General features: G+C 75.0%; 20 protein-coding genes. 11 read left to right on the plus strand and 9 right to left on the minus strand.

All coding sequences use genetic code 11. From position 1 onward, the window contains the following. Positions 1-30: 30 nt before the first annotated feature. Positions 31-2,124 (minus strand): MDR family MFS transporter, encoded by a 2,094-nt coding sequence (locus AB0D08_RS15590; protein WP_359889106.1) that lies wholly within the window; start codon positions 2,122-2,124, stop codon positions 31-33. A gap of 133 nt (positions 2,125-2,257) precedes the next feature. Between AB0D08_RS15590 and AB0D08_RS15595 the strand changes: the two genes are divergently transcribed. The 5 genes from AB0D08_RS15595 to AB0D08_RS15615 all read left to right on the plus strand — a co-directional run bounded on the left by AB0D08_RS15595 (position 2,258) and on the right by AB0D08_RS15615 (position 5,881). Continuing rightward, entirely contained in the window at positions 2,258-2,791 is a 534-nt protein-coding gene (locus tag AB0D08_RS15595) for a SigE family RNA polymerase sigma factor (protein ID WP_033823349.1), read from the plus strand. Positions 2,792-2,853: 62 nt separating this feature from the next. Beyond that, positions 2,854-4,092 (plus strand): hypothetical protein, encoded by a 1,239-nt coding sequence (locus AB0D08_RS15600; protein WP_033823348.1) that lies wholly within the window; start codon positions 2,854-2,856, stop codon positions 4,090-4,092. Positions 4,093-4,118: 26 nt separating this feature from the next. After that, the gene (locus AB0D08_RS15605) at positions 4,119-4,550 is read left to right on the plus strand and encodes an HIT family protein (protein WP_359889109.1); all 432 of its coding nucleotides are present in this window, start codon (positions 4,119-4,121) and stop codon (positions 4,548-4,550) included. A 132-nt stretch (positions 4,551-4,682) separates the two neighbouring features. Beyond that, positions 4,683-5,009 (plus strand): hypothetical protein, encoded by a 327-nt coding sequence (locus AB0D08_RS15610; RefSeq protein WP_033823346.1) that lies wholly within the window; start codon positions 4,683-4,685, stop codon positions 5,007-5,009. A gap of 89 nt (positions 5,010-5,098) precedes the next feature. Then, entirely contained in the window at positions 5,099-5,881 is a 783-nt protein-coding gene (locus AB0D08_RS15615; RefSeq protein WP_359889112.1) for an aminotransferase class IV, read from the plus strand. Positions 5,882-5,895: 14 nt separating this feature from the next. Here the strand turns inward: AB0D08_RS15615 and AB0D08_RS15620 are convergent, their stop codons facing one another. Next, complete coding sequence (locus tag AB0D08_RS15620; RefSeq protein WP_359889114.1) at positions 5,896-6,252, minus strand: GNAT family N-acetyltransferase; 357 nt, start codon at positions 6,250-6,252, stop codon at positions 5,896-5,898. A gap of 247 nt (positions 6,253-6,499) precedes the next feature. After that, a complete protein-coding gene (locus tag AB0D08_RS15625; RefSeq protein WP_033823344.1) occupies positions 6,500-7,423 on the minus strand; it encodes a LysR family transcriptional regulator in 924 nt (307 codons plus the stop codon). Between the two features lie 106 nt (positions 7,424-7,529). Here AB0D08_RS15625 and AB0D08_RS15630 point away from each other — a divergent pair, with 106 nt between their 5' ends. Further along, on the plus strand, positions 7,530-8,225 hold the full coding sequence (locus tag AB0D08_RS15630) for a type 1 glutamine amidotransferase domain-containing protein (protein WP_359889116.1): 696 nt from the start codon (positions 7,530-7,532) through the stop codon (positions 8,223-8,225). On the opposite strand, the gene AB0D08_RS15635 is transcribed toward AB0D08_RS15630, so the two are convergent. From AB0D08_RS15635 to AB0D08_RS15645, 3 genes are all read right to left on the minus strand, one after another. Next, complete coding sequence (locus AB0D08_RS15635) at positions 8,209-8,775, minus strand: PadR family transcriptional regulator (RefSeq protein ID WP_033823342.1); 567 nt, start codon at positions 8,773-8,775, stop codon at positions 8,209-8,211. The two genes, AB0D08_RS15630 and AB0D08_RS15635, sit on opposite strands and share 17 nt — an antisense overlap. Before the next feature lie 93 nt (positions 8,776-8,868). Next, a complete protein-coding gene (locus AB0D08_RS15640; protein WP_359889118.1) occupies positions 8,869-10,890 on the minus strand; it encodes an NADPH-dependent 2,4-dienoyl-CoA reductase in 2,022 nt (673 codons plus the stop codon). Between the two features lie 82 nt (positions 10,891-10,972). Continuing rightward, positions 10,973-12,064, minus strand: coding sequence for a GNAT family N-acetyltransferase (locus AB0D08_RS15645; RefSeq protein WP_149038442.1), 1,092 nt, complete (start codon positions 12,062-12,064; stop codon positions 10,973-10,975). A gap of 331 nt (positions 12,065-12,395) precedes the next feature. Between AB0D08_RS15645 and AB0D08_RS15650 the strand changes: the two genes are divergently transcribed. The 3 genes from AB0D08_RS15650 to AB0D08_RS15660 are packed head-to-tail and all read left to right on the plus strand — an operon-like array spanning position 12,396 to position 16,574. Next, positions 12,396-14,384, plus strand: a complete 1,989-nt coding sequence (locus AB0D08_RS15650; protein WP_359889120.1) for an FAD/NAD(P)-binding protein — start codon at positions 12,396-12,398, stop codon at positions 14,382-14,384. Further along, positions 14,381-15,865, plus strand: a complete 1,485-nt coding sequence (gene pcaB, locus AB0D08_RS15655; RefSeq protein ID WP_359889121.1) for a 3-carboxy-cis,cis-muconate cycloisomerase — start codon at positions 14,381-14,383, stop codon at positions 15,863-15,865. The genes AB0D08_RS15650 and pcaB overlap by 4 nt, the downstream gene beginning before the upstream one ends. 43 nt (positions 15,866-15,908) lie before the next feature. After that, a complete protein-coding gene (locus tag AB0D08_RS15660) occupies positions 15,909-16,574 on the plus strand; it encodes a DUF4232 domain-containing protein (RefSeq protein WP_359889123.1) in 666 nt (221 codons plus the stop codon). Positions 16,575-16,618: 44 nt separating this feature from the next. Here AB0D08_RS15660 and AB0D08_RS15665 read toward each other — a convergent pair whose 3' ends face one another. Then, positions 16,619-17,278, minus strand: a complete 660-nt coding sequence (locus AB0D08_RS15665) for a hypothetical protein (RefSeq protein ID WP_051813688.1) — start codon at positions 17,276-17,278, stop codon at positions 16,619-16,621. A gap of 215 nt (positions 17,279-17,493) precedes the next feature. Here AB0D08_RS15665 and AB0D08_RS15670 point away from each other — a divergent pair, with 215 nt between their 5' ends. Then, on the plus strand, positions 17,494-17,799 hold the full coding sequence (locus AB0D08_RS15670) for an SHOCT domain-containing protein (RefSeq protein ID WP_033823338.1): 306 nt from the start codon (positions 17,494-17,496) through the stop codon (positions 17,797-17,799). Between the two features lie 35 nt (positions 17,800-17,834). Here AB0D08_RS15670 and AB0D08_RS15675 read toward each other — a convergent pair whose 3' ends face one another. Both AB0D08_RS15675 and AB0D08_RS15680 read right to left on the minus strand, forming a co-directional pair. After that, complete coding sequence (locus tag AB0D08_RS15675; RefSeq protein WP_033823337.1) at positions 17,835-18,128, minus strand: hypothetical protein; 294 nt, start codon at positions 18,126-18,128, stop codon at positions 17,835-17,837. Between the two features lie 92 nt (positions 18,129-18,220). Next, positions 18,221-19,411: a M20 family metallopeptidase gene (locus tag AB0D08_RS15680; protein WP_359889126.1), complete on the minus strand. Its 1,191-nt coding sequence runs from the start codon at positions 19,409-19,411 to the stop codon at positions 18,221-18,223. A 243-nt stretch (positions 19,412-19,654) separates the two neighbouring features. Between AB0D08_RS15680 and AB0D08_RS15685 the strand changes: the two genes are divergently transcribed. After that, positions 19,655-21,067, plus strand: coding sequence for a family 2B encapsulin nanocompartment shell protein (locus AB0D08_RS15685; protein ID WP_033823335.1), 1,413 nt, complete (start codon positions 19,655-19,657; stop codon positions 21,065-21,067). The last annotated feature ends 99 nt before the right edge of the window (positions 21,068-21,166 follow it).

The raw sequence follows: 21,166 nt of genomic DNA on the forward strand, positions 1-21,166 counted from the left end.
GAGAACCTTACCTGAGGGTGGACCGGCAGCTCAGCCGGATTTCCCGTCGGCGGCCGCTCCGACCACGGCGGGCCGCTGGTGCTCCGGGATCCCCTCCAGCAGCTCCTCGACGATCAGCCGCTTGGAGATGGTGTCCACCGCGGCCCGCAGTTCGGCGCTGCGCGGCCGGCCCCGGTCCTTCTCCAGCTGCTCGTTGAGCCAGCCGGCCCAGGCGCGGTTGAGGGCGTCGGCCTCCTGCCGGCCGGACCCGGTGTGGGAGTAGAAGGTGCCGGCCCGGCTGAGGTAGCCGCCCGTCACCATCCGTTCGAAGGCCGGCTCCAGCACCTCCGGCGGGAGCTTGCGACGGGCCGCGATCAGGTTGAGGTTGGCGTGCCCGACGGTCCGGGTGAACAGCTCGACCTGCATCACCGCCCACGCCCCGGCGATGTCCAGGTGGGAGTCGGAGGTGCGCAGGATCCGCCGCGCGGTGTCCAGGTCGGTGCGGCGCAGGATGTTGCCGACGGACAGTTCCAGCAGCCGGGCGGAGTCGCCGCCGGTCGGCGAGCCGAAGCCCTCGCCCAGGTCGGTGGAGGTGGCCCGGGCCGAGTCGCGGAGCTTGACCTGCTTGAGGAAGAGCGCCACCACGAAGCCCAGCAGCGCGACCGGGACCGTCCACAGGAAGACGGTGTGCAGGGTGTCCGCGTACGCGTCGATGATCGGCGCCGCCAGCTCGGGCGGCAGCGCGTGCAGACCCTCGGGGCTCTGCGCGGCCCGGGTCAGCTCCGCCGGGTCGCCGCCGAGGGTGGCCGCGGTGGTGACGCCGTCCGCGAGGTTGGTCCGCAGGCTGTTGGTGTAGATGGTGCCGAAGACCGCGGTGCCGAACGAGCTGCCCAGGGTCCGGAAGAAGGTGACACCGGAGGTGGCGGTGCCGAGGTCCGCGTAGTCGACGGTGTTCTGCACCGCGATGGTCAGCACCTGCATGCACAGGCCGATGCCGGTGCCGAGGACGAACATGTACAGCGACTCCAGCCCGCTGCCGGTGTCCGGCCCCATCAGCGACAGCAGGTACAGGCCCGCCGCCATCACCAGCGAGCCGACGATCGGGAAGATCCGGTAGCGGCCGGTCCTGGACACCACGTTGCCGCTGAACACCGAGGCGATCAGCAGGCCGAAGACCATCGGCAGGGTCCGCACCCCGGAGACGGTGGCGGAGTCGCCGTCCACGTACTGCAGGTAGGTGGGCAGGAAGGTCATCGCGCCGAGCATCGCGAAACCGACGATGAAGCTGAGCACCGAGCAGACCGTGAAGACCGGGTTGCCGAACAGCCGCATCGGCAGCATCGGCTCGGCGGCCCGGGTCTCCACCAGGCAGAACAGCGCCAGGGCCAGTACCCCGAGGACGAACAGTCCGATGATGGCGGCCGAGCCCCAGGCGTACTCGTTCCCGCCCCAGCTGGTCGCCAGGATCAGGGAGCTGGCGCCGACCGCCACCAGCGCGATGCCCAGGTAGTCGATCACCGGGCGGGCCACCGAACGCAGCGACGGGATGTTCCGCGCGGCGGCGATCACCACCACGATCGCGATCGGCACATTGACGTAGAACGCCCAGCGCCAGGTCAGGTGGTCCGTGAACAGGCCGCCGAGGAGCGGGCCGATCACCGTGGCGACGCCGAAGACCGCGCCGATCGCGCCCTGGTACTTGCCCCGCTCGCGCAGCGGGATGACGTCCGCGATCAGGGCCATCGCGGTGACCATCAGACCGCCCGCACCGACGCCCTGCAGCGCCCGCCAGCCGATCAGCAGCGACATGTTGGTCGCGAGGCCGCAGAAGAACGAGCCGGTGATGAAGACGATCGCGGAGACCTGGAAGACCACCTTGCGGCCGAACAGGTCCCCGAACTTGCCGACCAGCGCGGTGGTGACGGTCTCCGCCAGCAGGTAGGCGGTGACCACCCAGGACATGTGCGCCGCGCCGCCGAGGTCGGCCACGATGGTGGGCAGCGCGGTGCCGACGATGGTCTGGTCCAGGGCCGCCAGCAGCATGCCGAGCACGATGGTGCCGAAGACGATGTTGCGCTGCCGCTTGTCGAGCACGGGCGGCGCCGCCTCCGGCGCGGCCGGGGCGCTCTCGCTGGTGGTGGTCACGCTCGCATCCTCACACCGGCCCGGGCCCGACGCCCGCGCTGACGTCCGGCAAGGTGAGGGTCCGTCGGCCGGGGCCGGGACCGGATCCGGCCCCGGCTGCCACAGAACCGGGCCCCCGGAGCGTTGAAGGGACATGGACCGCACAACGACGACGAGTTCGGCGCCGCCGGAGCAGCAGCCGGACTTCCTTGAGTTCGCTGCGGCACGGGGACGACATCTGATCCGAACCGCCTTCCTGCTCACCGGCGGGGACGGCTACCTGGCCGAGGACCTGGTCCAGGAGACGCTGGCGCGGATCTACCTCAGGTGGCGGCGGATAGCCGCGCTCGACAACCCGGCCGCCTACGCCCAGACCGCGCTGGTGAACACCTTCCTGTCGCACCGGCGGCGGCGCAGCAGCACCGAGCACGTCACCGACCGGTTCGCCGAGGTGGCGACTGCCCCCGAGGATCCGGCGCTGCGGCTGACACTGCTGCGGGCGCTGGCCGAACTGTCGGCGCCGGACCGCGCGGTGCTGGTGCTGCGCTACTGGGAGGACCGCAGCGTGGAGGAGACCGCGGCGGCCCTGCGGCTCGGCCCGACCGCGGTGCGCTCGCGCAGCAGCCGGGCGCTGGCCCGGATGCGAGCCGCGCTCGGGGACGAGCTCGGTGAGCTCGCCGGCTCCTGACCGCACCCCGGCGCCCCCGGCCCGGACCACTGACCAGCCCGACCCGTGACAGGGGATCAGCCATGACCTTCGAGGAAGACTTCAGCCATGCCCTGCGGGACGCCGCGGAGCTCTCACCCGACCCGCCGGCCGTCGCGCTGGCCCGTTCCGCGGCCCGGATCGGCCACCTGCGCAGGCAGCGCCGGCGCGCCGTCCTGGTGACGTCCTCGCTGGCCGCGGTGGTCCTGGCCGGACTGACCGTGGCCGGGGCCCACCTCCCGGGCCTGAAGACCACGCCCTCCGGCGGCCACCGGTCCGACCGGATCACCGGGCCCTTCATGGACCGGACCATCCGGGCGCTGCTGCCCACCGGGGAGGTGCAGGAGAGCCGGGCCTTCGGCCTCGGCGAGGTGCAGGCGCCCGGCGCCGGCCCGCTGGTGTCGGTCGTTTTCGACGACGGCCGGGGCTCAGCCATGGTCACCCTGACCACCGACCGGGTGGCGCTGCCGATCACCACGAAGACCAACGGCACCGAGTGCTGGGACAGTTTCTCCTCGCCGGTCGAGGCCTGCACCCGCACCCCGCGGCCGGACGGCTCGGTGCTGCTGATCCAGAAGCTCCACCCGCGGGACCAGTACGACGTACGGACCTGGATGGCGGTCTACACCGGCGCCGACGGCCACCAGATCCGGGTGGACGAGACCAACTCCCGCAACGCGGGCCTGCCGCTCACCCGGGACGCCCCGCCGCTCAACGACGAGCAGCTCGCCGCACTGGTGACCAGCAGGCTCTGGGACCCGGTGTTCGAGGAGTTCACCGGCCCGGCGACACCCCGGCCGACGGCGCCGGTCACCCGGGCACCGGCCCGGCCGCCGGCCTCGGCCGAGGTACTGGCCAAGGCGACGGCGCTGCTGCCCGCGGGGGTGACGGCCGGGGACGGCGGTACCCAGGAGAGCGAGGGCACGGCCCACTTCCCGGTCACCTCGCAGGGCCGCGAAAGCACGCTGGCGGTCACCGTCACCCCGCACTGGCGCGAGGAGGACCAGGACGACCCGAAGACGTTCTTCCGGGGGTTCGCCGACAGCGGCACCCTCAGCACCGCCGCGGACGGCACCCTGGTGATCGTCCGGGTGACCGGGGCGAGCAAGGGCAGCCCGGAGCCGGCCCTGCACTGGAGCGTGGAGGCGCTGCACCCGGACGGCACCATGGTCCAGGTCAACGAGTGGATCGGTGCGAAGGTCTGGGACGCCGTCCCCGGCACCCCGGCGCTGACCACCGATCAGCTGACCGCGCTGGTCACCGGCCCCGCCTGGCGGGGCTGACCGGCCGGCCGGGGGACAATCGCGGGGTGGAGTGCATCTTCTGCGCGGCCGTGGCCGGCACGGCGCCGGTCCACCGGGTGCTGGCGGACGAGGTGGCGGTGGCCTTCCTGGACCACCGCCCGCTCTTCCCCGGTCATGTGCTGGTGGTGCCCCGGGACCACGTCGAGACGCTGTCCGACCTGCCCCCGGCGCTGGTCGGCCCGTTCTTCGCCCGGGTCCAGCGGGTCGCCGGGGCCGTGGAGGCGGGGATGGCGGCGGCGGGCAGCTTCGTCGCCGCCAACAACCGGATCAGCCAGTCCGTGCCGCACCTCCACTTCCACGTGGTGCCCCGCAACCCCAAGGACGGGCTGCGGGGCTTCTTCTGGCCCCGCACCCGCTACCGGGACGAGGCGCACGCGGCCGGAACGGCCGCCCGGGTGAGGGCGGCGATGCCGTCGGACCCGTTGCCGCCGGGATGATTTGACGGATCATCAGGTCAATTCCCGACGCGCGCCCCATAACTCCCGTTCCGGCTGTGGATCTACCGGTCGGCACGATATGTTTCGAGCCGTTGCCCACCGAATCCTCACACCGGCATTGGAGTCTTCGCCATGGCCGTTCCCAGGTCGCTCACCGCCCTCGTCGGCGCAGCCACGCTCTCGATCGCCCTGGCCGGCTGCGCGGACCCCCCGGTCGGCACCATCACGGCGAGCGACGGCACGACGGTCGTGAAGCTCAGCGGTCCGTTCAACAGCAACTGCCAGGGCTTCGCCGGGCAGGGCGTCACCTCGGTGATCAACCGGACCCTGGTCGACATCGTGCTGCACCACGGCCCGGACTGCACCGACCCCAAGGACGCCGCCACCTTCTACCTGGCCACCGACACCTCGATCGAGGACAGCTCGGACCGCTGGCTCAGCTTCTCGGTCGTCAACTGACCGGCCCGGCGGCCACCGCGACCGCCGGAGCAGGGCCGACGACCGTGGCCGGCGCCCCGGGCCGGGCCGCGGCTGGCACACTGGCCCGCATGATCGAGCTGAACGGCGGGCCCGCCCGGGCGGCGGACCTCGCGGCGCTGGCACTGACCGGCTACGGCCACTTCACCACGCTACGGCTGGCGGACGGACGGATCCGCGGCCTGGACCTGCACCTCGCCCGGCTGGTCCGGGACTGCCGGGTGGTGTTCGGCGCGGAGCTCGACCCCGCTCGGGTCCGGGACCGGCTGCGCGCCGTGGCGGCCCGCACCGAGGAGCCCGTCACCGTCCGGGTCACCGTGTTCGACCCCGGGCTCGCCCTGGAGCGGCCGGGCGCCGACGCCACTCCCCACCTGCTGGTCACCACCCGGCCCGCGGCGGCGGCCGCAGCGGCGCCGCTGCGGGTCCGCACCGTCGAACACCGACGGGAGCTGCCCGAGGTCAAGCACACCGGACTGTTCGGCCTGCTGCACCAGCGGCGGCTGGCCCAGCTCGCCGGTTTCGACGACGCCCTGCTGACCGGGCCGGACGCGGCCGTCTCCGAGGGCACCACCTGGAACGTCGGCTTCCACGACGGCCGGGACCTGGTCTGGCCGGACGCCGACTGCCTGCCCGGTGTCACCGCGGCGCTGCTCGCCGGGGCGTACGACGGTCCGCAGCGGCGGGAGCGGGTGTCCGCGGCCGGACTGGGCCGGTTCACCGCGGCGTTCGCCGTCAACGCGGGCTTCGGGGTCCGCCCGATCGCCGCCGTCGACGGCCACCGGTTCGACCCGGCCCACCCGGTGCTCGACCGGCTGCGCGCGGCCTACCTGGCCGTCCCCGCCGACCGCCCGTAGCGGCCGGACGGCGGTCACAGGCCGAAGCGGGCCCGCCGGTCGGCCGGGACCAGGTCGGTGAAGTCCGGGTGGCGGCCGATCCACTTCCGTACGTAGGGGCAGTAGGGCAGCACCGCCAGCCCCCGCCGGCGGGCGTCGTCGAGGGCGGCCCGGACCAGCCGGCCGGCCAGGCCCCGGCCCTCGAAGACGGGGTCGACCTCGGTGTGGATGAGGGCCAGCTCCCCCTCGGACAGGTGGTACTCGGCGAAGCCGACCGGCTCCCCCGTACCCGCCGCGGCTCCGGGACCGATCCGGATCTCGTAGCGGGACGCCCGCGGATCGTCCGTGACCCGCTCCTGCTCCTGCTCCTGCTCCTGCGGGGTGTCGTCCATACCGGCTCCCGTCCTGCCGCTGGGGCTGTCCCGGCTCCGGGGTGCGGAGCCGGGCGCCGTCGTCGAGGTCCGGGCAGGATAGGCCGCGCGCGGGGGCGGGTTCAGGCGACCCGCAGGGCGGCGGGTTGCTGCGCGAACGGGACCACCCGGTCGGCCGCCCACGCCGGGGCGGGCCGAGGACCAGCGAGTGGCGGGCGGTGCCGCCGGTGGCGGCGAGCAGGCCCTCCGCGACCGTGACCGGCGCCGCTCACCAGCCGGCGGCCGCGGCCAGCAGGTGTTCCCGGACCCGGGCGACCTGCGGGGAGCCGCCACCGCCGGCCCGCTGCGCGAGGTACAGGGTGTTGATGGGCGGGTCGGCCGGCTCCAGCAGCGCGAGCAGGTCACCCGACGCCAGCTCGCCCCGGCACAGGTACCGCGGCAGCACCGCGATCCCGGCCCCCGCCACCGCGGCGGCCAGCAGCCCGCGCAGGTCCGGCAGCACCACGCCGGCCCGCCCGGCCAGCCGTACGCCGAACACGTGCCGCCAGTAGCGGCGGGCTATCGGGTGGTCCTCGGCGTAGCTGAGCAGCGGCACGCCGGCCAGCGCGGCCGGGCCCTCGGCGGCCACCGCGCCGGGGCCGATCCGCCGGGCCCACTCGACGCCCGCGACCAGCACGAACTCCTCGTCGCCCAGCGGCACCGCGGCCACCTCCCGGCCGCGCGGGCGGACGGCCGAGAGCACCAGGTCGTACCGGCCGCCGCGCAGCCCCTCGAGCAGGTCGTCGGCGAGGCCGGTGGTGGCCCGCAGCCGCAGCCCGCCGGCCACCAGCGGCGCCAGCGCGGGCAGCGCCCGCACCGACAGGAACTCGGCCGGGCCCGCCAGGTGGACCGGCTCCCCCGCGCCACCCGGGCCCGGGGCGACCCGCTCGGCCACCTCGGCCAGCGCGTCCAGCGGCCCCGCCACGGCGGCGGCCAGCTCCGCCGCGACGGCGGTCGCGGCCACCCCGCGCGGCAGCCGCTCGAACAGCTGCCGGCCGAGCCGCTGCTCCAGCGCCCGGACCTGCGTGGTGACGGTCGGCTGGGACAGCCCGAGCACCCGGGCCGCCGCCGTGAACGAGCCCGCGCGGTGCACCGCGAGGAAGGTCCGCAGCAGGTCCAGGTCGAGCCCGGTATGTGAAAGCGAATGGGTCACATGGCCGAGCCTATTGGTCCCCGATGGCTCCGGCGGCCTACCGTCGAACCCGTCACCGGCCGAGGGCACGGCCCCGGCCGCAACCAGGACGTCCAGGGAGACCACCATGTCCAAGATCCTCTTCGTGCTGACCGGCGCCTCGCAGTGGACCCTCGCCGACGGCACCGGGCACCCGACCGGCTACTGGGCGGAGGAGTTCGCCACGCCGTTCCACGCCCTCACCGCGGCCGGGCACCGGGTCACCGTGGCCACCCCGGGCGGGGTGGTGCCGCCGGTGGACCGGGCCAGCCTCGCCGAGGGCGTGGCCGGCAACCGGGCCGCGGCCGAGGCACTGGCGGCGGAGCTCGCCGAGCTGCCCGAGCTGCTGAACCCGGTGAAGATCTCCGAGGTCGACCTCGCCGACTACGACGCGGTGTACTACCCGGGCGGGCACGGCCCGATGGAGGACCTCGCCGTCGACGCCGACTCCGGCCGGCTGCTCACCGCCGCGCTCGCCTCCGGCAAGCCGCTCGGCGTGGTCTGCCACGGACCGGCCGCCCTGCTCGCCGCCGAACTCCCCGACGGCACCTCACCGTTCGCCGGCTACCGGCTGACCGGCTTCAGCAACGCGGAGGAGACCGCGGCCGGGTTCGCCGACCGGGCGGTGTGGCTGTTGGAGGACCGGCTGACCGCGCTCGGCGCCGACTACCGGGCGGGTGAGCCGTGGGCGCCGCACCTGGTCACCGACCGCAACCTGGTCACCGGCCAGAACCCGGCCTCCTCCGGGCCGGTGGCCGAGGAGCTGGTCAAGCGCCTGGCCTAGGGTCCGGCTCCGGGCCCCCGTCGGCCGCGACCACGGCCGCGGCCTCGGTCAGCCACTGCACCCAGAACGACTCCAGGCTGATCCCCGCCTGCAGCACCAGGTGCTGCAGGCGGTTCTCCCGGTCGGCCCGATCGGCCGGGAAGTCCCGCTGCTCGATCTGCCGGTACTCCTCCAACTGCGCCCGGTGCAGGCCTAGATGGCGGCGCAGCTCGACGTCGAGACCGGCCGCGCCGACCACCGCGGCGGCCCGCAGCCGCAGCAGCAGGGCGTCCCGGACCGGCTTGGGGTCGTGCTCCTCGGCCACCCAGGCGGCCAGTTCGGCCCGGCCCGCCGGCAGCACCTCGTACTCCTTGCGGCGGCCGCGGGCCGGGGCCTCGTGCGGCAGCTCCCTGATCTGCCCGGTCTCCTCGAGCCGGCCGAGCTCCCGGTAGATCTGCTGGTGGGTGGCGGACCAGAAGTAGCCGATCGACCGGTCGAAGCGGCGCGTCAGCTCCAGCCCCGAGGACGGCTTCTCCAGCAGAGCGGTGAGGATGGCGTGCGGCAGCGACATGGGACGGGCGGGACCTCTCCGGGCTGACGGCGCAGCGGCTGCCCGGCGGGCGGCCGCTGCGTGGCAGCTGAATCCTACGAGCCCGGCCGCCGGTCAGAGGATCGCCGCGAGCCGGGTGCCCTGGTCGATGGCCCGCTTGGCGTCCAGTTCGGCGGCGAGGTCCGCGCCGCCGATCAGGTGCGGCGCGTGGCCGAGCGCGCACAGCTGCTCGTACAGGTCGCGGCGCGGCTCCTGGCCGGTGCAGAACACCACGGTGTCGACGGCGAGCAGGCGCGGGGCGCCGTCGACGGTCAGGTGCAGGCCCTGGTCGTCGATCCGCTCGTAGGTCACGCCCGCCACCATCTCCACGCCGCGGTGCCGCAGTTCGGTGCGGTGGATCCAGCCGGTGGTCTTGCCGAGGCCCGCGCCGACCTTGGTGGTGGAGCGCTGCAGCAGGTGGACGGTGCGGGCGGCCGGGTGGCGGACCGGGGTGCGCAGCGCGCCGCCGGTGCGGTACTCGGTGTCGACGCCCCACTGTTCGAAGAAGACCGCCGGGTCCTGCGCGGCGCCCTTGCCCGGGTCGGTGAGGTACTCGGCGACGTCGAAACCGATGCCGCCGGCCCCGACCACGGCGACCCGCGCCCCGACCTCGGCGCGCCCGCCCAGCACGTCCAGGTAGCTGACCACGCTGGGGTGGCCGACGCCGGGGATGTCCGGGGTGCGCGGGGTGACGCCGGTGGCCAGCACCAGCTCGTCGTACCCCTCGGCGGCGAGCTCCTCGGCGGTGGCGGTGGTGGACAGTCGCAGGTCGACGCCGTGCAGCTCCAGCTGCCGCCGGTAGTAGCGCAGCGTCTCGTCGAACTCCTCCTTGCCGGGCACCTGCCGGGCGAGGTTGAGCTGGCCGCCGATCCGGTCGGCGCTGTCGTACAGGGTGACGGCGTGGCCGCGCCCGGCGGCCGAGACGGCGAGGGCGAGGCCGGCGGGTCCGGCACCGACCACGCCGATCCGCTTGCGGCGGCGGGTCGGCGAGAGCACCAGCTCGGTCTCGTGGCAGGCCCGGGGGTTGACCAGGCAGGAGGTGATCCGGCCGCTGAAGGTGTGGTCCAGGCAGGCCTGGTTGCAGCCGATGCAGGTGTTGATGGTGTCGGCCTGCGCGGCGCCCGCCTTGGCGACGAACTCCGGGTCGGCCAGCAGCGGGCGGGCCAGCGAGACCAGGTCGGCGTGGCCGTCGGCGAGCAGTTGCTCGGCCAGCTCGGGGGTGTTGATGCGGTTGCTGGTGACCAGCGGCACGGAGACCGCGCCCATCAGCTTCCGGGTCACCCAGCTCCAGGCGCCGCGCGGCACCGAGGTGGCGATGGTGGGGATCCTGGCCTCGTGCCAGCCGATGCCGGTGTTGATGATGGTGGCGCCGGCCGCCTCGACGGCCCGGGCCAGCTCGACGACCTCGGCCAGGGTGGAGCCGCCGGGGACCAGGTCGAGCATGGAGAGCCGGTAGATCAGGATGAACTCGGGTCCGACCCGCTCGCGCACCCGCCGGACGATCTCCACCGGGAAGCGCATCCGGTGCTCGAACGGGCCGCCCCAGCGGTCCTCGCGCAGGTTGGTGCAGGCGGCCGTGAACTCGTTGATCAGGTAGCCCTCGGAGCCCATGATCTCGACGCCGTCGTAGCCGGCCCGCTGGGCGAGCGCAGCCGCGTCGGCGAAGTCCTCGATGGTCCGCTCGACCTCCTCGCCGGTCAGCGCGCGCGGCGGGAACGGGCTGATCGGCGCCTGCAGCGCGCTCGGCGCGACCAGGTCGGGGTGGTAGGCGTAGCGGCCGAAGTGCAGCAGCTGCAGGGCGATCCTCCCGCCCTCGCGGTGCACCGCCGCGGTGATCACCCGGTGCTCGTCGGCCTCGGCCGCGGTGGTCAGCTTGGCGCCGCCGGACCACGGGCGGCCCGCCTCGTTGGGGGCGATGCCGCCGGTGACGATCAGGCCGACGCCGCCGCGGGCGCGCTCGGCGTAGAAGGCGGCCATCCGCTCGAAGCCGCCCTCCGCCTCCTCCAGGCCGACGTGCATCGAGCCCATCACCACCCGGTTGGGCAGGGTGGTGAAGCCCAGGTCGAGCGGGCTGAGCAGCTGGGGGTACGCGGTCATCCGACGCCTCCTGGTCCGTGGTCGCCGCCTCACGGTAGGACGCGCCGAAGCTATATGCAACTAGTTGCACAACCGGTCTGCGTCACACCGCGGCCGCCCGCCGCTCCTTCAGCCGGTGCTTCAGCCCCAGCAGCGCACCCGCACCGCCGCGCGGCACCAGCCAGGACTCGTCGAAGCGGTCCACCGCGCCGAACCGGTATTTGTACCGCTCGGTCCCGCGCAGGAAGTCGAAGGTGGCCAGCCCCTGCTCCGCACAGCTGCGCACCGCCGCCGCGATCACCGCCGTCCCCAGCCGCAGCGGGGCCAGCTCCGGCTCCCAGCCGATCTGGTAGTACGCGAAACCGGTGCCCCACCGGAAGCCGTACAGCGCCCCCACCACCCGCTCGCCCCGCTCGGCCAGCAGGAAGGCCGGCCCGTCCTGCGGCGAACCCGCCGCGGCCGACCGCTCCAGCACCCGGGCGTGCAGCTCGCGGCGCCGCCCGTCGAAGGTGGTGGCCTTGCCCATCGCCTCGCGGCGCTGCCCGTGCAGCCGCAGCACGGTGTCCAGCAGCTCGGGCCCGGCCTGCCCGGGCGGCACCCAGCGGAACGCCACCCCGGCCGCGGCCAGCTTGCGCCCGTACCGGCGCAGGTCGGCCCGGAACTGCCGGGAGCCGATCGCGTCGAAGCCGCCGCTCAGGTCCGTGCGCGGACACGCGGCGCGGGCCACCCGCCGGGCGCCGGGCGGCAGCAGAACGCCCTGGTCCGGGTCCAGGTCGGGCAGCCAGAGCGAGCCGCGGCCGGCCCGGGCGGACAGGAACTCCCGCACCTCGGAACGCCGTTCGGGGCGGGCGGGGAATCCGCAGTGGTCGGCCGCGCCCGGACCCGAGCCGAGCACCGTGAACACCGGCGCCGACAGCGGCAGCCGCGGATGCAGCCGCTCCCGGGTGCGCAGCAGCGGCACCACCGCCTCGACCCGCCCGCCGTCCCCCCGCCAGAGCGCCAGCTCCGCCGCGCCCGCGGGCAGCCCCGCCCCCAGCGTCTCCCACCAGGACAGCACCCACTCGGGCGTCATGAACCAGGACCCGGCCGGATCGGCCGCCACCAGCTCCCGCCAGCCGTCCACCGCCTCCGCCGGCAGCCCCGCCACCGTGCGGTGGATCTCCGGACCGCGCACCCCCGCCGCCTGCCCCTGCACCGCCACCATCGTCCGCGACCCCCACCCCTGACCCCGGCCCGGCCGCCGGCCGGCGGGTCCGGGCCCGAGTGAATTGTGCCGAACGGTGAAGGGGTCCGGCCGGGTTTCACCCGAACCCGCCCGGTCCGCACCGGGACATCCCGGTGACGCTCCGTCAGGGAGCGGCGACGGTACGGCGAATCCACCGGGTCACCTCCATCTGAGTTTGCCTCAAGTCTCGACGGGACCGGCTCAGTTGATCCACCGTGGTGCTCGCAACCGGACCGCCCCGCTCCTGACCGGGAGACCGCGGCGGACCACCAGGCACGGCCCGAAGGATGGAGACCACCCCATGACCACTCCGGCGGACCTCACCGTCTGCATCGTCGGCGCCGGACCGCGCGGCCTGTCCGTGCTGGAACGGCTCTGCGCCCACGAGCGCGAGTCCCCCGCCTTCGCCGCGGTCACCGTGCACCTGGTCGACCCGGCCGCCCCCGGCGCCGGCCGGGTCTGGCGCACCGACCAGTCCCCGCACCTGCTGATGAACACCGTGGCCTCGCAGATCACCGTCTACACCGACGACAGCGTCCGCATCGACGGCCCGGTCGAACCCGGACCCAGCCTGTACGAGTGGGCCCGGGAGCTGGCGCACCCCGGCCGCCCCACCGGCCAGGACGAGGCCGCCCTCGCCGAGGCCCGCACCCTCGGACCCGACTGCTACCCGACCCGCGCCTTCTACGGCCGCTACCTGGCCGACGCCTTCCGCCGGATCACCGCACAGGCACCGGCCCACCTGGACGTCCGGGTCCACCGCACCCGGGCCGTCGCCCTCACCGACACCACCGGCCGGCCCGGCGGCCCGCAGCGCCTCACCCTGGCCGACGGCCGGCAGCTGGACGGACTGGACGCCGTGGTGCTCTCCCAGGGCCACCTGCCCGCCCGGCCGACCCCCGCCGAGCAGCGGACCACCGCCCTCGCCCGGGCGCACGGCCTGCGCCACCTGCTCCCCGCCAACCCCGCCGACGTCGACCTCGACCACATCGCGCCCGGCGAGCCCGTCCTGCTGCGCGGACTCGGCCTGAACTTCTTCGACTACCTGGCGCTGTTCACCCTCGGCCGCGGCGGCACCTTCGAACGGTCCGGCGACCACCTGGCCTACCGCCCCTCCGGCCGCGAGCCGCGCCTGTACGCCAGCTCCCGGCGGGGCGTGCCGTACCACGCGCGCGGCGAGAACCAGAAGGGCGCCCACGGCCGCCACCTGCCCCGCCTGCTCACCCCCCGGTACCTCGCCGCCCTGCGCCGGCGCGCCGAGGACGGCGACCCGGCCGGGTTCAGAGCCGAGCTGTGGCCGCTGGTCTCCGCCGAGGTGCAGAGCGTCTACTACCGCACCCTGCTGGAGTCGCACGGCCGCCCCGCCGCCGGCGCCGACCTCGCCGAACGCTACCTCGCCGCCGACGCCGGCGAACGGGAACAGCTGCTGGCCCGGCTGCTGGACGCCCACGGCATCGCCGCCGCCGACCGGTGGAGCTGGGAGCGGCTCGCCGACCCGTACCCCGCGCGGGGCTTCGCCGACCGGGCGGAGTTCCGCCGCTGGCTGCTCGACCACCTGGACCGGGACGTCCGCGCGGCCCGGGCCGGGAACGTCACCGGCCCGCTCAAGGCCGCCCTGGACGTCCTGCGCGACCTGCGCAACGAACTGCGGCTCGCGGTCGACCACGGCGGACTGACCGGCGACTCCCACCGCGACGAACTGGACCGCTGGTACACCCCGTTGAACGCCTTCCTGTCGATCGGACCGCCGCTCGGGCGGATCGAGCAGATGGGCGCCCTGATCCGGTGCGGTCTACTCGAACTCACCGGACCCGGCACCGAGATCACCCTCGACCCGGACCGGCCCGCCTTCTCCGCCCGCTCCCACCGGGTACCCGGCCCCCCGGTCCACGCCACCGTCCTGATCGAGGCCCGGCTGCCCGAACCCGACCTGCGGCGCACCGCCGATCCCCTGCTGCGCCACCTGCTCGACACCGGGCAGTGCGCCCCGTACCGGATCGGCCGCCACCTCAGCGGCGGGCTGGCCGTCACCCCGCGCCCGAACCGGCTGCTGGACGCCCACGGCCGGGCCCACCCGCGCCGGTTCGCCTACGGGGTGCCCACCGAAGGCGTCCACTGGGTGACCGCGGCCGGGATCCGCCCCGGCGTCGACTCCGTCACGCTGGGGGACTCCGAGGCGATAGCCCGCGCGGTGCTGACCCCGAGCCACGCCCTAGGGTTGACGGCTGACGCACCGACAGGAGAGACCGCGGCTCCCGTCGGCACCGACCGGATCGGAGTGATCGCATGACCGAGAACCTCGACGACCTGACCGACGCGGGCCTGCTCTCCCCGGTCCGCGCCGGCACCGCCGTCGAGGCGGCCACCGGCGACCGGGCCTGGCTGCAGGCCATGCTGGACGCCGAGGCCGCCCTCGCCCGCGCCCAGGCCCGGCTCGGCACCCTGCCCGAGGACGCCGCCGAGGCCGTCACCGCCGCCGCCCGCGCCGACCGGCTCGACCTGCGCGCCCTGGCGCTGGCCGCCCGGGAGACCGCCAACCCCGTGGTCGGCCTGGTCCAGGCGCTCACCCGGGCGGTCGCGGAGATCGACCCGGCCGCCGCCGAGTACGTCCACCGCGGCTCCACCAGCCAGGACGTCTTCGACACCGGCGCGATGCTGGTCGCCGCCCGGGCCCTGCGGATCATCCGCACCGACCTCGACCGCACCGCCCGCGCCCTCGCCGCACTGGCCGCCGGCCACCGCGACACCGCGATGGCCGGCCGCACCCTCGCCCTGCACGCCGTCCCCACCACCTTCGGCCTCAAGGCGGCCGGCTGGCGGCAGCTCGTCCTGGACGCCGACCGCCGCCTCGCCGACCTGCTGGACCACGGCCTGCCGGTCGCCCTCGGCGGCGCCGCCGGCACCCTCGCCGGATACCTGGAGTACGCCCGGATCGACGGCGACCGGCCCGACCGGGACCCCGGCGAGTACCTCGACCTGCTCCTCGACGCGTACGCCGAGGAGACCGGCCTCGCCCGGCCGGTACTGCCATGGCACGCACTGCGCACCCCGATGGCCGACCTCGCCGCCGCCCTCGCGCTCACCACCGGCGCCCTCGGGAAGATCGCGGTGGACGTCCAGGTGCTGGCCCGCACCGAGGTCCGGGAGGTGGCCGAACCGGCGGTGGCCGGCCGGGGCAGCTCCTCGGCGATGCCGCACAAGCGCAACCCGGTGCTCTCCACCCTGATCCGCAGCGCCGCGCTCCAGGTCCCGGTGCTGGCGGCCGGCCTGACCCAGTGCCTGCTCGCCGAGGACGAACGCTCCGCGGGCGTCTGGCACGCCGAGTGGCAACTGCTGCGCGAGTGCCTGCGGCTGGCCGGGGGCGCCGCCGCCACCGCCGCCGAACTGGCCGAGGGGCTGGACGTACGGCCCGAAAGGATGGCCGAGAACCTGCAGCTGACCGGCAGCCAGGTGGTCTCCGAGCGGATCGCCGCGGTCCTCGCCCCGCACCTCGGCAAGGCACCGGCGAAGGACCTGCTCACCCGGGCCTCCGCCACGGCCGAGCGGACCGGCCGGCCACTGCCCGGGGTACTGGCCGAACTCCCGGAACTGGCCGAGCGGTTCACCCCCGCCGAACTGGCCGGCCTGTGCGACCCGGCCGCCTACTGCGGCGCCGCCGGCGCCCTGGTTGACCGGGCGCTGCGCACCGGCCCGCCGGCCGGCGGCGGCCCCGCGACCGTTACCGGACCGGGACACCCGGGCCGAACCGGGGACCGCACCCCTCGCGTGTGACTGCACGTGGGCCCCACCGGCCCGGACACCCTCAGGAGGACCCATGAACCGCCGTACGTCCAAGGCTGCCGTCGCACTGCTCGCGGTCACGGTGCTCGGCCTGGCCGCCACCGGCTGCTCGGGCGCGACGAAGCCGACGGCGTCCACGGCGACCGGCGCGGCGCAGCCCGCCGCCGCCACCGCCACCCAGGCGGCCGGCGGCGGCACCACCTCCGGCACCGCCCCCACCCGGGGGGCGACGGCCGCCGCCACCCCGGCCGCCGCCGACCGCTGCCACACCGGCGAGGTCAAGGCCGACATCCAGCTGCAGGGCGACCGTCCCGGCTCGGCGATGCTGATGCTGGTCAACAAGTCCACCCGCACCTGCACCGTGTTCGGCTACCCGGGCGTGGGCGGGCTGCTCGCCGACAACAGCAAGGTCGCGCTGACCGCCAACCGGGTGGCACACCCCGGTGCGCCGGTCGCGGTCACCCTGAAGCCCGGCACCACCGCCTTCGCCGGTCTGGACTGGGCGCCGTGCAGCAAGTCCGACGTGGACTGCAAGGTTCTGGCGGGCCTCGAGCTGACCCCGCCGGACGAGACCACGCAGGTCATCGCCGCCGTGCTCGGCACCGACGGCAAGCCGGTCAACGCACTGACCGTCTCCAAGGCGGGCGTGCGCGTCGGGTCGCTGCAGCCGGCCTCGCAGGGCGTGGTGTTCACCGGCTGACCCCGCCCACGCTCCCACGGTCCACCGGCCGGCACCGGCGGCGGTCACGTCTCGCTTCCGCCGGGCCGGCCCGGTGTCCGGCCCGACCAGAGCGGCTCGACCCGCTCCCAGGCCGGCTCCCAGGCGGCCACGGCCCGCCGGTCCAGTACCCGGTACCGCAGCGCGCAGCCCAGCGCGGCCACGGTGGCCACCGCCGACGTCGTGAGCACCCCGGTCACCGCGGCGCTGAGCACGATGTCGGTCCCCGACCGGGGCGCGGGCACCGCACGGCCGTCGTCGCCGACCCAGACCGGCACCGTGCTGCCGGCCGGTGTCCCCGGCGTCACCGACACCCAGCCGGTGACCTGCCCCGTCGGACCGGACACCCAGGTGGCCTCGACCGGCACCCCCGCGGCGGCGTCGGCGGGCGACCCGCCGCTGTCGGCCGGCACGGCCGCCTCCTGGGTGGTCGCGGTGGTCCGGTGCCGGTGCTGGGCCTCCACCGCCGCCTCGTGCAGCCCTCCGCGCCAGGCCAGCGCCGCCAACGCCAGACCGGCCGCGAGCGAGAGGACCAGGCCGAGCAGGAACAGGGCCAGCAGGCGGCTGCGGGAACGGTCGGCGGTACGGCACAGCGGGTTGGCGTCCCGGCCCGCCGCACGGCACAGGTGGCCCCGCAGGGTGGTGTGGGCGATCGGGCTGCCGGGCCCGGACGGTCTGCGCGCCATGGTGCTCCTCCTCGGCGGGGAGTTGCCGGGGTGCGGCGCCACGGGCCGCGGCCCGCGCGGGCACCCCCTCCAGTCTCGCTCTCCCGGCGCCCGAGGTCACCGCCGGACGGGAAGACCCGGCCCGACCTGGGCGGACCCGGCAGCCCGGTCCGCCGGCCGGCCGCGGGGCGCACCATGGAGAGGAGGCCCGGCACCGTCGTCCCAGGAGGTGCGTCATGGTCCACCGGTGGCACCACGGGTATCCGAGCGGGTGGGGGTACGGCCTGGCCGCCCTGCTGCTGCTCGGCGTCGTGGTGATGATCGCCCTGCTGGCCGTCCTGGTGTACCACCAGTTCGCCGCCCGCCGCCCGGCACCGGTCCGCGGACCGGCCGTCCCGCCGCCCGCCCCACCCGGGCCACCGGCTGCCGTCCCGGCGCCCGCGGCCGAACAGCTGCTGGCCGAACGGTACGCGCGCGGCGAGATCGACGACGAGGAGTACCGCCGACGCCTGGACGTGCTGAGACAGCACCGCCGGGAGTGACCCGCCGGGCCCGGTGGTGCGCCGCTCGGGCGGCGCTAGCCTGCCGTGGCCTCGGCCAGCGGCAGTTCGGCGCCGTCCAGCTCCAGCACGCAGGCGATGGCGTCCCGGTCCCCGGCGGGGTGCTCGATCCGCAGCGCGAAGGGCCGGGCGGGCGAGCCGGGCAGCTCGCCCGCCAGCAGCTGCACGGCGTGGCCGTGGCGGCGGTCCCGGCGGTAGCCGACCTCCTTGCCGTCCACCAGCAGCTCGTACTCGATCCGCCGGCCGGCGCGGACGTTGACGGTGACCGAGTGGCCGACGTGGTCGAGGTGGAACCGGCGGTGACGGCTCATGGCGGCGCTCCGGGGAGGTCGGTCGTCGGGACCACTCCATGCTGCGCCCGCCCGGCACCGGCCGCCGCCCCGCGGCGGGCAGTGCCCGGCGGTCAGCGGCGCAGCGCCAGCGCCGCCAGCAGGGCAGCGCCGTCGGCGAGCACCTCCTCGTCGAAGGCCGCCTCGGGCGAGTGGTTGTAGGGGGCGGTGTCCGGGGTGCGGCCGGGCAGGGTGGCCCCGAGGAAGAAGTACGCGCCGGGCACCCGGTTCAGCACGAACGAGAAGTCCTCGGAGCCGGCCAGCGGCTGCGGCAGGTCGGTGTAGCGCTCGGCGCCGAGCAGCTCACGGGCGGTGTCCGCGACGAACGCGGCCTCGGCGGCGTGGTTGGCGGTCACCGGGTAGTCGTGCCGGTACTCCACCTCCACCGTGAGGCCGTGCGCCTCGGCGATCCCCCGGACCACCCGGGGCAGCACCTCGGCGGCCCGGGCGGCGGCCTGCGCGGAGAAGCTCCGTGCGGTCGCCGTGAAGGCCGCCTCGTCGGGGATCACGTTGTGGGCGTCCCCGGCGTGGAAGGCGCCGACCGTGACCACCACCGGGTCGAACGCCGAGAAGGTCCGGGTGACGGCGGTCTGCAGGGCGGTCACCATCTCGCAGGCCGCCGGGATCGGGTCGAGCGCCGCGTGCGGGGAGGAACCGTGCCCGCCGCGGCCGCGGACGACCACGTGCAGCCGGTCCGCCGCCGCCATGATCGGGCCGGGCCGGGTGGCCACCACCCCGCTCGGCAGCAGCGCCGAGGAGACGTGCAGGGCGTACCCGGCGGCGACCGGGCGGTCCGCCCCGGCCGCCGTCAGCACCCCCTCCTCGACCATGATCTCGGCGCCGCCGTCGCCCTCCTCGCCCGGCTGGAACATCAGCACCACGTCGCCGGCCAGCTGCTCGCGCCGCTCGGCCAGCAGCCGGGCCGCGCCGACCAGGATCGCGGTGTGCAGGTCGTGCCCGCAGGCGTGCATCCGCCCGGGCAGCGCGGAGGCCGGGTGCCCGGCCGGGGCCCGTTCGTGCACCGGCAGGGCGTCCATGTCACCGCGCAGCAGCACGGTCGGGCCGCCGCCCGCGCCGCGCAGCACCGCCGTCACCGAGTCCAGCCCGGCGCCCGTGGTCACCTCCAGCGGCAGGCCGTCCAGCGCGGCGAGCACCCGGCGTTGGGTGGCGGGCAGGCGCAGGCCGATCTCGGGCTCGGCGTGCAGCTCCCGGCGCAGCGCGACCAGCTCGGGCTGCAGACTGCGGGCGGCTTCCAGCAGGTCCATCCTCGGACTCCTCGTTCACGGCTTAGCGGTACCGGTGGTCGAACGCCTGCCCAACCTCTCCGACATTCACTCGTTCGGGTAGCAGTGACTCCTCCGGACGGCTCAGCGGCTCGTGAAGATCTAGTGTTCCGCTCGGGTGGATCGGTTCTCCATACCCGTCATTTTGCCTTTGCCGAAGCTGATTTGACGCTCCGCCAGGACAACCGGGCGGCGCGCCGGACCCACACGAAGGAGCTCCTGCCGATGCCCGTGGACGCAAGCCCGGAGACACAGCAGGCACAGCAGGCGCAGTCCAGTCTCGCGACAGCGGCTGCCCGCAATCTCGCCACCACGACCAAGTCCGCCCCGCAGATGCAGGAGATCACCTCCCGCTGGCTGCTGAAGATGCTCCCCTGGGTGCAGACCTCGGGCGGCGCGTACCGGGTCAACCGGCGGCTCACCTACACGGTCGGCGACGGCCGGATCGAGTTCGTCAAGTCCGGGCCGGAGGTCCGGGTCATCCCGCGCGAGCTCGGCGAGCTGGCGCTGCTGCGCGGCTTCGACGACGACGCCGTGCTGATCGCACTCGCCGACCGCTGCGTCCAGCGGGACTTCGGCCCCGGTGAGGTGCTGGCCGAGCGCGGCACCCCGGCCGACCAGATCCACCTGATCGCCCACGGAAAGATCAACAAGGTCGGCACCGGCAAGTACGGCGACACCACCGTCCTGGAGACCCTGGGCGACGGCGACCGCTTCGGCGAGCAGAGCCTGCTCGACCCGGACGCCGCCTGGGAGTACACCGCCACCACGCTGACCTCCGGCACCGTGCTCTCGCTCTCCCGGCGCGAGTTCGAGGCGGTCCTGGCCGGCTCCGAGGCGCTGCAGACCCACCTGGCGGAGTTCCGCTCCCTCCCGATGCAGCGGCAGAACGAGCGCGGCGAGGCCGAGATCGCCCTGTCGGCCGGCCACACCGGCGAGTTCCAGCTCCCCGGCGCCTTCGTGGACTACGAGCTCAAGCCGCGCGAGTACGAGCTGAGCATCGCGCAGACGGTGCTGCGGGTGCACACCCGGGTCGCCGACCTCTACAACCAGCCGATGAACCAGACCGAGCAGCAGTTGAAGCTCACCATCGAGGCGCTGCGCGAGCGCCAGGAGCACGAGCTGATCAACAACCGCGAGTTCGGCCTGCTCAACAACGCCGACTTCACCCAGCGGATCCAGACCCACTCCGGCCCGCCCACCCCGGACGACCTGGACGAGCTGCTGAGCCGCCGCCGCGACTCCGAGTTCTTCCTGGCCCACCCCCGCACCATCGCCGCCATCGGCCGCGAGCTCAACTCCCGCGGCCTCTACCCCGACCACGTCGACCTGGGCGGACAGAAGGTGCCGGCCTGGCGCGGGGTGCCGATCCTGCCCTGCAACAAGATCCCGATCACCAAGGAGCACACCAGCTCGATCCTGGTGCTGCGCACCGGCGAGGACAACCAGGGCGTGATCGGCCTGCACCAGACCGGTATCCCGGACGAGTACCAGCCCAGCCTGTCGGTCCGCTTCATGGGCATCGACGAGAAGGCGATCATCTCCTACCTGGTCACCGCCTACTACTCCGCGGCGGTCCTGGTGCCGGACGCGCTCGGCGTCCTCGAGAACGTCGAGATCGCGCACGGCCGTAACTGATCGACATCAACACAGGTTGACACGGCGTCAGGCGGCTCGGGCCCGACCTTGTCCCGCGCCAGTCGGCACCGCCGCCCAGGCCGCAGCAGGTGACTGCCC

The organism is Kitasatospora sp. NPDC048540, from assembly GCF_040651175.1.
Classification (GTDB): Bacteria; Actinomycetota; Actinomycetes; order Streptomycetales; family Streptomycetaceae; genus Kitasatospora.